The following is a 13,406-nucleotide window of genomic DNA, read 5'->3' as shown; positions in this document are numbered from 1 at the left end:
GAAAACGCCGCGGGGCACAGAGGTCCCGCGGCGTTTTTTCGTGCAAGTTCTGCCTTCGGAAGGTATGGCATGAATTTGCGTGCCTGTGCTAAGATAAAAGCGGAGAAATGCTTATCCGCATCGGAAAGGAGAGCAGAGATGAGAAGAGACCGGAGAAGGGTATCTGTGACCGCACTGGGGATTGCGCTGGCAGTCGGCGCACTCACCGCCTGCGGCGGGAAACAAGCGGAGAGCCCGGCGGAAAGTCAGACGACAGCGAGTGCGGAAATCACGCAGGCAGCGGCGAGCACAGCCGTTTCGACAGAAGAGAGCGTGCAGGCCGCAAATCCCTGGATCGATGTCCGGGACCTGAAGGAAGCGCTGAAAGAGACCGGCGTGGAGCTGAAGGCACCGGAGGAGATCGGGGACTTTCACCTGAGCCATATCCAGGCAATACAGGACGGCGGTATTGTCCAGGTCTTTTACGGCAGCCTCGCGGATCAGACCGAGACGCAGGCACTGCTCCGTAAGGCAAAGAGCATGGAAGATATCAGCGGAGACAACACGGTCTATCCGGAGGACCGCAGGGTCAGCGATAGCGAGGGAGAGGTGCGTCTCCGCGGCCAGGACGGCAGAGTGTATCTCGCAACCTGGCAGCGCGGCGACTATAGCTATTCGCTGAGCCTCGCACAGGGAATGGAAGAAACAAAGGTCATGGAGGTTATTACAAGGATTCAATGAGCAAACAGAAATTAGAAGAGAATCGGGATTTAATTGTCAACAACCGTTTTGCGCTGCACAATCATGTGGTGCTCACGGATTTGGAAGAAGAGAGCGCCGAGGGCTATCTGGACGTTGAGGACGATGTAACCAATGCCTACGGCATGGTACACGGCGGCGCATTTTACGCACTCGCCGATGTGATTGCCGGGATGACGGCGCGCGGCAGCGGTCACGCCTATGTGACGCAGACCGCGGATTTGCACTATCTTGCGTCGACCGAGGAGAAGCGCATTTACGGGCACAGCTATGTGCTGCGCCGCGGCAGCAAGACTGCCGTGATTGCGGCCGAGGTGACCGATTCCGAGGGGAAAAAGTTATTTCTCGCGACCTTCACGTTTTACTGCGTGGATGGCCGCGTCGCTGTAAAGAGAGAGGAGAATACGCGTGCCGACTCATAACCGGAGAAAGAAAATCAATATTGTGGGACACAAGAATCCGGACACGGATTCGATTTGTGCGGCACTCAGCTATTGCTGGCTGAAAAAGCAGATCGATCCGAAGGGAGAGTACGAGGCGCGGCGAGCGGGCAGTGTGAACCGCGAGTCGCAGTTCGTACTCGACTACTGGAAGATGAAGGCGCCGCGTCTCATCATGAGCGTGAGCCCGCAGATGAAGGACATCGACTTCCGCATTCAGCCCGGCATTGACGGAGAGATGAGTCTCCGAGAGGTCTGGAAGAAGATGCGCGAGGAGGACATTGAGACCCTCTGCATCACGACGCCGGAGCAGGAGCTCCAGGGACTGGTCTCGGTCACCGACATCATGAATATCAACATGAATCTCCTCGACAACGGCATTCTCGCGACAGCGAAGACGCCGTATAAGAACCTGATTGCGACCCTGGAGGCAGAGCTGATTTCCGGCGACCCGGAGGCCTGCATCGAAGAGGGACATATCTATATCGGCACGAGCCCCGAGGTCATCGAGGAGTTCGTCGGCGAGAACGATATTGTACTGGTCTCGAACCGCTATGAGGCACAGATTTGCGCAATCGAGTGCGGTGCGTCCTGCATTGTGGTCTGTTGCGGCGCGCTCGCGGGCAAGACCATTTTAAGCCGCGCGAAGGAGAAGAACTGCACGGTGCTAACAAGCCCGTTCGACACCTACACGGCGGCGCGTCTCATCAGCACGGCAATTCCGGTGCGCCACATCATGCAGAGCAACAATATTCTGCAGTTCGGCCTCAACACCTATGTCGAGGACGCGAAGAAGATTATGGCTTCCGTGCGTCACCGTTACTTCCCGATTCTCGACTCCGACGGCAAGTATGTCGGTGTCGTGAGCCGCAGAAACCTCTTAAATCTGCACCCGAAGCGGGTCATTCTGGTGGACCACAACGAGTTCACGCAGACCGTGGACGGCATGGAGCAGGCGGACATTCTCGAGATCATCGATCACCACAGAATCGGCAATCTGGAGACCGGCAGCCCGGCCTACTTCCGGAACGAGCCGGTCGGCTGTACGAATACCATTATCTATACGATCATGCAGGAGAAGAACCTGACACCGCCGAAGGAAATCGCGGGACTCATGCTCTCGGCAATTCTCTCGGACACTCTGATGTTCCGCTCGCCAACCTGCACGGCGCGGGACCGCGCGGCCGCAGAGGCGCTCGCAACCATCGCCGAAGTCGATATCGAGAGCTACGCGAACCAGATGTTTGAGGCCGGAGAAGATCTGACCGGTCGGAGCGCCGAGGATATTTTCTTCGCGGACTTCAAGGTCTTCACCTTCGGCGACATCCGTTTCGGCGTGAGCCAGAGCACCTTTATGACCGAGAAAAACCGGAAGATGGCTGAGGAGCTCGTGAGACCCTTCCTCGAGAGCGCGGCAAACCGCGCGGGTGTCGATACGGTCTACTACATGGCGACCGACACGCCGTCGGAGAGCACCGAACTCTTCTGGTACGGCAACATGGCGGAGGAGTATGCGCAGCGCGCCTTCCGCCGCAAGCCGGAACAAGAGGGTTACTTCTATCTGCCGGGTGTCGTGAGCCGGAAGAAACAGATGATACCGCCGCTCCGCATGGCAATGCAGGCGGAGGCATGAGAGGAGAGCGTATGAAACGGGTGAGTGCCCTGCTCGCACAGGGCTTGGAAGAAGTGGAATGCCTGATGGTCGTTGATTTGCTGCGGCGCGCCGAGGTGCAGGTGACGCTGGTCTCTGTGAGCGGAGAGCGGGTCGTGACAGGTTCTCACGGCATTGCGATTGTGACGGACCGCCTGATTGAGGAGATGGACTTCTCGGCGGAAGATATGATCTTCCTGCCGGGCGGTATGCCGGGGGTCAGCAATCTGGTGCGCCACGCCCTGGTTGCCCAGACCTTGAAGGCGCAGGCGGAACAGGGGAAGGAACTCGCGGCCATCTGTGCGGCGCCGAGCATACTCGGAAAGATGGGGCTTTTTGCGAACAAGCGCTTTACCTGCTATCCGGGCTGGGAAAAGGGCATTGACGGCATCAACGGCGCGGAGTGGACAGGCGCCGCGGTGGAGCAGAGCGAGGGCCTCACGACAGGGCGCGGACTCGGCACGGCGATGGACTTTGGGCTCGCGCTGGTCGCAAAACTCTGCGGCAGCGAGACAGCGGAAAAAATCAAGCGCGGTATCCAGCACCCGGACACTCTTTACGACTGAGTGACGCGCAATGCAGCGGTTTTTTCGGCGCTATCCGGCACTCCGGGAGTTCTTACTCTTTAACCTACTCTCGAACTGCTCGACGCTGGTGAATTTTCTGATGACCTATCTCGGCACACATGTTTTGTTTCGCAAGTTGCGGACCGTACCGTTTTCCTTTCTGGTTTTCCGCTATCGGAATGTCGCAGAGGATCTGGGACTTGCGGGCTTTTTGAGTTTTTTGCTTGCGACCGCGCTCGCGCAGACTGTCAATTTTTTCGTGCAGCGAAAGCTGGTATTTCATTCGTCGGCAGCGGCGGGACAGGCGGCACTTCGCTTTGCGCTGCTCGCAGTCCTGTTGGTGCTGCTCTCGGCGGCACTGCCGGCCTACACGTTGCCGCGATTCGGCATCATGGCCTCGGCAGTGCTGAACATTGTCATGCAGGTCGCAATCAGTTTTCCGGCGATGAAGTTCTGGATTATGCCGCGGCGCAGTCAGGAGACAGTAGACAGATGAAAGAAAAAAAGACAGAGATTCCGGAAGGTTGTATCGGGCGGCTCGGTCTGCTCGAAAAGGCAGCGCTGTTATCCGGCGGCGGCGCGTGGAAGAGCCGGGCACTCCCCAGACGGGGATTGCCGGCTCTTTTCTTTTCCGACGGGCCGCACGGGCTCCGGAAACAGGAGGGCGTCGGCGACCACCTCGGACTGAACGCCTCGCTGCCCGCAACCTGTTTTCCGACGGCGGCGACAGTCGCCAACAGCTGGGACACAGCGCTTGCGGAGGAGGTAGGCGAGGCGCTCGGAAGCGAGGCGCGCTCGCAGGGCGTGGATGTGCTGCTCGGTCCGGGGCTCAACATCAAACGGAGCCCGCTCTGCGGTCGCAATTTCGAGTACTTTTCGGAGGACCCCTATCTCTCCGGGAAGCTCGCGGCGGCTTATGTGCGCGGTATCCAGCGCGGCGGCGCGCTCGCCTGCGTGAAGCACTATGCCGTGAACTCACAAGAATTCCGGCGCATGATACTGAACGCCGAGGTCGACGAAAGAGCGCTCCGGGAGATTTATCTGACCGGCTTTGAAATTGCAATCAAAGAGGGAAAGCCCGGTGCGCTGATGACGAGTTACAATCAGGTGAACGGGTTCCAGTCGAATGAAAATCCGCAGCTGATGCTCGAGATTCTCCGGAAAGAGTGGGGCTACGACGGCATGGTCGTGACGGACTGGGGCGGCTCGGACGACCATATCCGCGGGATCCGGTGCCGCACCACAATCGAGATGCCCGACCCGGGGCTCCATGCGGCGCGGGAAGTGATGCATGCGGTAGAGCGCGGGGAGCTCTCCGAGGCAGAAATCGACGCCTGTCTCGCCGACTATTTCCGCACCCTGCGGCGAGCTGCGGGACAGGCAAAAAAGGCTGTGCCTGTGGATCCGCTTCGGCAGCACGCACTCGCGCGCCGCGCCGCGCGGGAGAGCGCGGTGCTCTTAAAGAACGACGGCATTCTGCCGCTCACCGGTGAGGAGACGGTCGCTTTAATCGGAGACTTTGCGCGCGTGCCGCGCTACCAGGGAGCCGGGTCTTCGCTCGTGAACAGCCGGCGGGTCGAGACACTCGAAGGACAGCTCTCACAGCGCCTCGGGCGTAAACTGATCGGCTGCGCGAGCGGCTATGCGCGGCACGGAAACGACACCAAGCGACAGGAGGCGAGACGGCTCCGTAAGGCCTTGCGGCTCGCGCGCCGCGCGGATTGTGTGATTTTCTGCGGCGGGCTCGATGAGATGGCGGAGACCGAGGGTCTGGACCGGAAGACCCTGGCGCTCCCGGCGGTGCAGCAGAGGGCCCTCCGTGCGCTTTCGGCCGTGAATCCGAATCTTGTCCTTGTGCTGAGCGCGGGTTCGGTCGTGGATCTCGCACCGGCCGCCACAGGGAGAGCCATCCTGCACGGCTACCTCGGTGGCGAGGCGGGCGCCGGCGCGATGGCGGAACTCCTCTACGGCGATGCGAACCCCTCCGGCAAACTCGCCGAAAGCTATCCGCTGGCGCTTTCGGACACACCGGCCTATCCCTATCGGAAACTGCGCGGTAACTGTGCGGAGTACCGCGAGAGCATTTATGTCGGCTATCGCTATTACGACAAGGCGAAAGTGCCGCTCCGCTACCCGTTCGGCTTCGGTCTCTCGTATACGCGTTTTGTCTACGAGGATTTGCGACTCGGCGAAGCGGGGGTCCGCTTCCGGCTTCGGAATACCGGCAGTCGGGCGGGCGCGGAGATTGCGGAGCTCTATATCGGTGCCGAAGAGAGCCAGACCTTCCGGCCGGAAAAAGAACTGAAGGGCTTTGCCAAGGTCTTTTTGCAGGCGGGGGAGGAGAGGGAAGTATTCATTCCCTTTGACGATAAGAGTTTCCGGGTCTTTGACAGTGTGTCTAACCGCTTTCTCGAAGAGAGCGGGCGCTACCGGATTCTGATCGGCGCCTCCGCGGCCGATATTCGCTTGAACGGGGAACTCGTGCGAGCCGGAGAGAAGCTTTGCCGCGCCGAGGAAAAAAAGCGCCTGCCCCACTATTTCAGCGGGGCGGCGCAACAGGTCGGAAGGGCGGAGTTTGAGCGACTGCTCGGGCGGAAACTCGAGCGACACCCGATTGCCGAAGAGCTCTTCCGCGGCGATGCGGTTCATGAGCTCCGGCGCTCCCGCGGGCTTCTCGCGCGGATGCTCTACCGGCAGCTTCGGCGTGCGCTGAACAGGAGTGCGGCGCGAAGAGAGCCGGACCTGAATCTGATCTTTACCTATCACATGCCCTTCCGCGCCTTTTCGAAGTTCGGCAGCGGGAAAATATCGCCCGGCATGACCGAGGGACTGCTCATGATGCTGAACGGGCATCTCTTCGGCGGCTTCCGGAAATTTGTCATAGAGAGCATAAAAAACCGCCGGGAGAACCGGCGGAATGAGAAAGCGCTGCGTTGATTAAACGCGCGCTTTTTCTTTTTGAAAGAGTTCCGGGAGCGCGTCGTTCCGAATGTCGGAAATCAGCGGGTAGCCCGGTACATCGGTGATTGCGAGCGGCAGCTTCGCAAAGCGGAGGGCTGCCTGTACCGTCGCCGAGGAGGACCAGAAGACCGGCGTTTCGCCGTCGCGGATGCTGCCTGCCTCGCCGAAATCGGGTTTATTTAAATCGGCAATACCGATTTCTTCGGGGGCGCCGATCTGAATCGGTGCGCCGTGCACCAATTCCATGGGCTCGGTCAGCTGATAGGCCTTCTTGACCGCAGCCTGCGGCAGGGGGCGCATCGAGACCAGCACGGGGCCGCGGAAGGGACCGGCCGGGCAGGTGCGGAGCTTGGTCTGATAAATCGGCATCGCGCGATGTTCTTCCACATGGCGCACAGGAAGACCGGCCGCGAGCAGTGCCCCGTCGAAGGAGGCCGAGCAGCCGAGCAGGAAGCCGACGGAGCCTATGTTCCAGAGTGCTTTCACTTCGCGCACTTCCTTCGAGACCTCGCCGTTTAAAAAGACACGATAGCGCGGAAAGTCCGTGCAGAGATTCGCGCCGGGGGCGAGGAAAGAGGAGAGCGGTTTCTCCCGTATCACCTCGAGCACGGGGCAAGCCTCCGGATTCCAGGAGGCAAAGCGGAGAAAATCGTCCGCGTAAGCAGCCGGGAGAATCAGGAGGCTTGCCTTCACATAGTCCGGGCAGAGCGCGGAAGTCGCGGCGGTCAGCTTGTTATCTCGGGCGAGCGCACGAACCTCCCGCGGTGTCAGCTTCGTATCGTCTTCTGTATGCATGAAATGGTTTCCTTTTCTGATTTTTAGAATAGAATCTCAGCGCCCGAAGGCATAGGCAAAGACGCGGAGCGCATCCCGCTCGGCGCGCTTTGCATCCTGCGCGGCGGCAACGGAGACCTTGGCAAAGCGAACCTTATCGTTCGCTTTCAGCTGCGAGAGCAGGCGGAAGTCCGCGCTGATCACATTGGCAATCTTTGTGTAACCGCCGGTGGTCTGCCGGTCCGCGAGCATGATAATCGGCGTTCCCGATGCGGGAACCTGAATCGCGCCGAAGGCAATGCCGTCGGAGATGATGTCGGCGCCGTTTTTGTGCGCAATCGCCGCGCCGCTTAGGCGGCAGCCCATGCGGTCAAATTCCGGCGTCACCGTATAGGTCTCATTCAGGAAAGTCTGCAGACCTTCCTCGCTGAACGCGTCGTCCTGAGGTCCGAGGACCACACGCAGGGTGTAAACCTCCCGCGGCACAAATTCCGGGGTGAAGCGGCGCACATCGAGATTCGGAATCGTCGCTGCGGGCGCGCGGAAGCCGAGCTCATCGCCCTTCTCGAGCTTGCGTCCGGAGAAGCCGCCGAGCTTTGCTTTCAAATAGGTCGAGCGGCTGCCCATGACGGGCGGAATGTCGAGGCCGCCGTGGAAGGCGAGATAAGCGCGGCAGCCGCTCTTCGGCGCCGTGAAGCGGAGCGTCTGTCCGCTCTTCACCGCGTACGCGCCGTAAGGCGCGAGGGGCTGTCCGTCTAAGGTCGCACCGAGGTCGCCGCCGGTCAGCGCAATGACATTGTCTGCGGTAAACTTGAGCGCGGGGCCGAGGAGCGTGCACTCGAGCACAGCCTCCTCCTCGGGGTTGTCGCAGAGAATATTCGCGAGGCGCATGGCGCGCGGATCCATAACGCCGGACACCGGGACACCGAAGGCCTGGTAGCCGCTGCGGCCGAGATCCTGGACCGTGGTCAGTGCGCCGGGGGTAATCACCTGAATGCTCATGCCTTAACCTCCTCTCGCTTCCGGATGTTCAGCCGATAAGTTCCCGCCTCAATTTCCGCTTCAATCTTCCGGTATTCCTCCGCGGTAATCGGGGAGAAGTGAATATACTGGCCGGCGCGCGGCAGAATCGGGACCTCGCGATCGGGGTCATACATACGAACGGGAGTTCTTCCGATCAACTGCCAGCCGCCGGGCGAGGCAATCGGATAGATGCCGGTCTGTTTGCCGGCGATGCCGACCGAACCCGCCGGAATCAGGACGCGCGGCGTCTCTAAGCGCGGTGTCTCGAGCTTCGGATTCAGGCCGCCGAGATAGGTGAAGCCCGGGGTGAAGCCGAGCATGTAGATCAGATATTCCGGCTCGCTGTGCAGTTTGATGACTTCCGCTTCGGAAAGACCGGCGTGCTCTGCGACATGTGCGAGGTCGGGCCCCATCTCCCCGCCGTAGAGGACGGGAATTTCAAGAACTTCGCTCGGCGGCAGCGCCGTGAGATCGATTTCGCTCGCGAGCGCGCGGAGTTTTTGAAGGAGCTCCTCATAGGAGAGCAGGCAGGGATCATAGTGAATCATCAGCGTGCAGTAAGTCGGGACGGTCTCAATGAGTCCCGGGATATGCCGCGCGGTGAGCAGAAGCTGAAATGCGCGTATTTTCTGGTTGATCTCTTCCGAGATCCGGTCGCCGAAGACAGCGCTCACGGCGCTGTCTCCGTTTACCAGAAAGCGCGGAAATGAAGTATCCATGACAATCCTTTCTGCGCAAACTTGCGGGAGTGATTACGAGAAGAGCTTTCCGAGGTTCGGGAGTGCCGTGATCGCGAGATAAGCCGAGAAGACGACGACAACCCAGCCGATGATATAGAGAACCATCGGGTGATGATAGTCCTTGCCGACTACCTTCGGGTTCCGGCAGGCGAGCAGCATGCAGCAGAGCGAAATCGGAAGAATCAGGCCGTTCACCGCGCCCGCGAAGATAACCATCTTCTTCGCGCCGCCGAGCACTGCCATGATAAGGGTCGAGAATGCGATGAAGCCGACGATGAACTGACTCTCATGCTCGCGCACATAGGGGTGCAGGGTCTTTAAGAACGAGACCGAGGTGTAGGCTGCGCCGATGACCGAGGTAACACCCGCGGAGAAGAGCGCGAGACCGAAGAGGCGGTAGCCCAGATTGCCGGCTGCGAGGCGGAACGCTTCGGCTGCCGGGTTCTTCGCGGAGGTGATTGCATCCACATTGGCGGTGACCAGAGCGGTGCCCTGGGTGCAGACGCCGAGCACGCAGAGGAAGAGCAGAATGCGCACGGTGCCGGAGACCGAGATACCGGTCAGAACCGACTGGCGGAAATGCCGGACCTCGCCCTTGTTGCCGCCGTAGCCTGCGTCGAGCAGGCGGTGTGCGCCGGAGAAGGTGATGTAGCCGCCGCAGGAACCGCCGAGCAGGGTCAGCATAGGTCCTACCATGGAGCCCGGGCGCTCCGGTGTGAACATGCGAACCACCGCTTCACCGACCGGGGGCTTCGAGGAAATTGCGACAAAGAGCATCACGAGGATGATGATGCCGCCGAGAATCTGCGCGACCTTATCGACGGCTGCCTTGCCGCTCTTCGAGAGGAAGATGCAGATTGCGAGTGAGCCGCCGAGGATAGCGCCGATTTTTTCGTGGAGACCGAACATCGCGTCAAAGCCGAGCGCGACACCGCCGACATTGCCGATGTTAAAGGCGAGACCGCCGAGGACCACGAGGAAGGTCAAAAACACGCCGAGACCCGGGAGCACGGTGTTTGCGATTTCCTGCCCGCGCTTGCCCGAGACGCCGATTACGGACCAGATATTGGTCTGCGCGACCGCATCCATGATGATGACGCAGAGAATGACAAAGGCAAACGAAGCGAGATACTTTGCCGTGAACTGGGAAGTCTGGGTTAAGAAGCCCGGGCCGATGGCGGAAGTTGCCATCAGGAAAGCTGCGCCGAGTTTCACGGAGAGACTGTGGCTGTTCTGGTTGCTTTTCATATTGCTACCCCTCTTATAATCTAATCTTGAAGACTTACTTGATAAAGTTGCCGAGCGCTTCGACCTGCACACCTTCTTCGGTGAGGGTCTTCCGGATTTCGCGGACAAATTCGACCGCAGACGGGTTGTCGCCGTGCACGCAAATCGAATCCGCGCGGAGCGGGACTTCCTCGCCGGTGATCGCCGTGACCTTGCCTTCCTTTACCATACGTACGGTGCGGGCAATCGCAAGCTGCTTGTCATGAATCACGGCGCCCTCCTTGGAGCGCGGCACCAGGGAGCCGTCTGCCTGGTAGGCGCGGTCCGCAAAGACCTCGGAGGCCGTGCGGAGACCGACAGCCTCTGCCTCTGTGAGCAGGAAGCTGTTCGCGAGGCCGAGAAGAATCAGCTTGTCATCGAATTCCGCGACTGCCTCTGCAATGGCGCGCGCGAGCGCCGCGTCCTTTGCCGCCATGTTGTAGAGTGCGCCGTGCGGCTTGACATGCTGGAGCGTAAGTCCCGCAGCCTTTGCGAAGGCATAGAGCGCACCGAGCTGGTAGCTCATATAGGCCTTTACTTCCTTCGGGGAGCAGGCCATGTTGCGGCGACCGAAGCCCATGAGATCCGGGAAGCCCGGGTGTGCGCCGATTGCGACCCCTGCCTCCCGACACAACCGGGCGGTCTCCGCCATGACGAGAGGGTCGCCGGCATGGTAGCCGCAGGCCACATTCGCCGAGGAAATCTGCGCGATAACCTCCTTGTCGAGACCTATGGTGTAGGCGCCGAAGCTCTCACCGAGATCCGAATTGAGATCCACATGATACATAGTATTACCTCCTTCTTGTTTGTGCGGAACTGCGAAGTTCAACGTGAAACTGCACAGTTTCCGGTAAAGATGACTGAACAGATAGAGAATTTCTGCGTAAAAATAAGCAAAACGCCTCAAAGTGGATTGTAACACGCCGGTACTTGTACTTCAAGAAATACATAATTCCAAGTGCTTTGGTAGGAATTAATCTTGCCAGTGGGAACCGTGCCGCGCTATAATGCTAAAAACGCAATATTTGTGTGAACTTGCGCAGGGCGCAAGGGAGGGAGAATTATGAGCAAAGACTTACTGACAGTGCGGGATTTATCCGTGCGGGTCGAAGAGAAAAATATTCTGAAGAGCCTGAACCTTTCGGTGAAGCCCGGTGAGACCCATGTCCTGATGGGACCGAACGGCGCCGGCAAATCGACGCTCGGCAACACGCTGATGGGCAATCCGCACTATGAGGTAATCGGCGGCTCGGTCGAGTTCCAGGGACAGAACCTCTTAGACCTCCCGGTCAACGAGCGCGCGAAGGCGGGCATTTTCATGTCCTTTCAGAATCCGCTCGAGGTGCCGGGCATCAGCCTCGCGAACTTTATCCGGAATGCAATCGAGCAGAGAACCGGCAAGCGCATCCGCCTCTGGGATTTCCGGAAGGAAATCGCAAAGGCGCTTGAGGTGCTGAACATGGACCCGAGCTATGCGGATCGCGACTTAAATGTGGGCTTCTCGGGCGGTGAGAAGAAGAAGGCGGAGATTTTACAACTGCTCATGCTGAAGCCGAGTCTTGCGATTCTCGACGAGACCGATTCCGGCCTCGATGTGGACGCGGTCAGAACCGTGAGTCGCGGCATTGAGGAGTACCAGAAGGACAAGGATTCGGCGCTCATCATCATCACCCACAACATGGGTATTCTGTCCTCGCTCAAGGTGGACAAGACCCATGTGCTGGTGAAGGGGTCGATTGTCGCGGACGGCGACGGCAGCCTGGTCGAGGAAATCAACCGTGAGGGCTTTGCCAAGTTTGAGAACAAGGAGTGAGTATGTCGGAAGAGAGAGAAAAAGAGAGGACCTATGTGGAAGACATAGACCGTTCGATCTATGACTTCCGAAACGAAGAGAAGGATGCCTACCGCATTCAGTCGGGACTCACACCGGAGATTATCCGGGAGATTTCGAAGACGAAGAACGACCCGGCGTGGATGCTGGAGCACCGCCTGAAGTCCCTCGAGATTTTCGAGCGGAGCGAGATGCCGGTCTGGGGACCCTCGATCGAAGGTCTCAACATGGACAAGATTGCGACCTATGTGCGCCCGAACACGAAGATGAGCGCCGAGTGGTCGGAGGTGCCGGAGGAAATCAAAGATACCTTTGAGAAGCTCGGCATTCCGCAGGCGGAGCGAGAGAGTCTCGCGGGCGTCGGCGCGCAGTACGACTCGGAGCTCGTCTACCACAACGTAAAAAAAGAGGTCGCGGAGCAGGGCGTCATCTACACCGATCTCGAGAGCGCGATGCACGGCCCCTACGAGCAGATGATACGCGATCACTTCATGAAGCTGGTGCCGCCGACGGATCACAAGTTCGCGGCGCTGCACGGTGCGGTCTGGTCGGGCGGTTCCTTTGTCTATGTGCCGCCGGGCGTGCGCGTTGAAATTCCGTTGCAGTCCTACTTCCGTCTGAACGCGCCGGGCGCGGGACAGTTTGAGCACACGCTGATCATTGTCGACGAGGGCGCTTATCTTCACTTTATCGAGGGCTGTTCGGCGCCGAAGTACAATGTCGCAAACCTGCACGCGGGCTGCGTGGAACTCTTTGTCGGCAAGCGCGCAACGATTCGCTATTCGACGATTGAGAACTGGTCGAAGAATATGTACAACCTGAACACGAAGCGCGCCAGAGTCGAGGAAGACGGCAAAGTCGAGTGGATTTCCGGTTCCTTCGGCTCTCATGTCGGCTACCTCTACCCGATGAGCGTGCTCGCGGGCGACCGCGCGCGCTCCGAATTCTCGGGCGTCACGTTTGCGGGTGCGGGGCAGAACCTCGACACCGGCTGTAAGGTCGTGCACATCGGCAAGAATACAAGTTCCTATGTGAACACCCGATCGATTTCAAAGAGCGGCGGCATCTCGACCTTCCGCTCGGCGGTTGTGGTGCAGGCGAGCGCGGAGAACGCAAAGAGCTCTACCTCCTGCCAGTCTCTGATGCTCGATGCCGAGAGCCGTTCGGATACGATTCCGGCAATCGAGGTCAAGACCAACAAGGCGGATGTGGGCCACGAGGCAAAGATAGGCCGCATCTCGGACGACGCGGTCTTCTATCTCATGAGCCGCGGTGTCTCCGAGGAGGATGCGAGGGCGCTGATCGTCAGCGGTTTCGCGGACAATGTCGGCAAGGAACTGCCGCTTGAGTACGCGGTCGAGATGAACAACCTGATCAGACTTGAGATGAAGGGTGCAATCGGATAAGGAGGGCGAG

The 13,406-nt window shown here is 59.4% G+C and carries 13 protein-coding genes; 8 read left to right on the top strand and 5 right to left on the bottom strand.

Features of this window, described 5'->3' with window-relative positions; all coding sequences use genetic code 11:
- Nucleotides 1–138 precede the first annotated feature (138 nt).
- The 6 genes from ACO4XG_RS08010 to ACO4XG_RS07985 are packed head-to-tail and all read left to right on the top strand — an operon-like array spanning nucleotide 139 to nucleotide 6,332.
- Nucleotides 139–720, top strand: coding sequence for a hypothetical protein (locus ACO4XG_RS08010; RefSeq protein WP_308509452.1), 582 nt, complete (start codon nucleotides 139–141; stop codon nucleotides 718–720).
- A complete protein-coding gene (locus ACO4XG_RS08005) occupies nucleotides 717–1,160 on the top strand; it encodes a PaaI family thioesterase (RefSeq protein WP_308509451.1) in 444 nt (147 codons plus the stop codon). The genes ACO4XG_RS08010 and ACO4XG_RS08005 overlap by 4 nt, the downstream gene beginning before the upstream one ends.
- Nucleotides 1,147–2,811, top strand: coding sequence for a putative manganese-dependent inorganic diphosphatase (locus tag ACO4XG_RS08000; protein WP_308509450.1), 1,665 nt, complete (start codon nucleotides 1,147–1,149; stop codon nucleotides 2,809–2,811). Before ACO4XG_RS08005 ends, ACO4XG_RS08000 begins: the two co-directional genes overlap by 14 nt.
- Nucleotides 2,812–2,822: 11 nt before the next feature.
- On the top strand, nucleotides 2,823–3,395 hold the full coding sequence (locus tag ACO4XG_RS07995; protein WP_308509449.1) for a DJ-1 family glyoxalase III: 573 nt from the start codon (nucleotides 2,823–2,825) through the stop codon (nucleotides 3,393–3,395).
- Between the two features lie 10 nt (nucleotides 3,396–3,405).
- Nucleotides 3,406–3,891, top strand: coding sequence for a GtrA family protein (locus tag ACO4XG_RS07990; RefSeq protein ID WP_308509448.1), 486 nt, complete (start codon nucleotides 3,406–3,408; stop codon nucleotides 3,889–3,891).
- Complete coding sequence (locus tag ACO4XG_RS07985) at nucleotides 3,888–6,332, top strand: beta-glucosidase (protein WP_308509447.1); 2,445 nt, start codon at nucleotides 3,888–3,890, stop codon at nucleotides 6,330–6,332. The genes ACO4XG_RS07990 and ACO4XG_RS07985 overlap by 4 nt, the downstream gene beginning before the upstream one ends.
- Here the strand turns inward: ACO4XG_RS07985 and ACO4XG_RS07980 are convergent, their stop codons facing one another.
- The 5 genes from ACO4XG_RS07980 to ACO4XG_RS07960 are packed head-to-tail and all read right to left on the bottom strand — an operon-like array spanning nucleotide 6,333 to nucleotide 10,946.
- Complete coding sequence (locus tag ACO4XG_RS07980; RefSeq protein WP_308509446.1) at nucleotides 6,333–7,151, bottom strand: D-glutamate cyclase family protein; 819 nt, start codon at nucleotides 7,149–7,151, stop codon at nucleotides 6,333–6,335.
- Nucleotides 7,152–7,187: 36 nt separating this feature from the next.
- Nucleotides 7,188–8,132, bottom strand: coding sequence for a 5-oxoprolinase subunit C family protein (locus ACO4XG_RS07975; RefSeq protein ID WP_308509445.1), 945 nt, complete (start codon nucleotides 8,130–8,132; stop codon nucleotides 7,188–7,190).
- Nucleotides 8,129–8,872 carry a 5-oxoprolinase subunit PxpB gene (gene pxpB / locus ACO4XG_RS07970; RefSeq protein ID WP_308509444.1) on the bottom strand — a complete coding sequence of 248 codons (744 nt, stop codon included), beginning with the start codon at nucleotides 8,870–8,872 and terminating at the stop codon, nucleotides 8,129–8,131. Before pxpB ends, ACO4XG_RS07975 begins: the two co-directional genes overlap by 4 nt.
- Before the next feature lie 33 nt (nucleotides 8,873–8,905).
- Nucleotides 8,906–10,141: an NRAMP family divalent metal transporter gene (locus ACO4XG_RS07965; RefSeq protein WP_308509443.1), complete on the bottom strand. Its 1,236-nt coding sequence runs from the start codon at nucleotides 10,139–10,141 to the stop codon at nucleotides 8,906–8,908.
- Nucleotides 10,142–10,175: 34 nt separating this feature from the next.
- On the bottom strand, nucleotides 10,176–10,946 hold the full coding sequence (locus ACO4XG_RS07960; protein ID WP_308509442.1) for a LamB/YcsF family protein: 771 nt from the start codon (nucleotides 10,944–10,946) through the stop codon (nucleotides 10,176–10,178).
- Between the two features lie 276 nt (nucleotides 10,947–11,222).
- Between ACO4XG_RS07960 and sufC the strand changes: the two genes are divergently transcribed.
- Complete coding sequence (sufC, locus tag ACO4XG_RS07955; RefSeq protein ID WP_308509441.1) at nucleotides 11,223–11,972, top strand: Fe-S cluster assembly ATPase SufC; 750 nt, start codon at nucleotides 11,223–11,225, stop codon at nucleotides 11,970–11,972.
- A gap of 2 nt (nucleotides 11,973–11,974) precedes the next feature.
- Nucleotides 11,975–13,396 carry a Fe-S cluster assembly protein SufB gene (sufB, locus tag ACO4XG_RS07950; RefSeq protein ID WP_308509440.1) on the top strand — a complete coding sequence of 474 codons (1,422 nt, stop codon included), beginning with the start codon at nucleotides 11,975–11,977 and terminating at the stop codon, nucleotides 13,394–13,396.
- Nucleotides 13,397–13,406: the final 10 nt, after the last annotated feature.

The organism is Stomatobaculum sp. (genome assembly GCF_057248925.1).
Note: the sequence above shows the minus strand (reverse complement) of the source record. Positions and strands in the feature narration are given on the sequence as shown.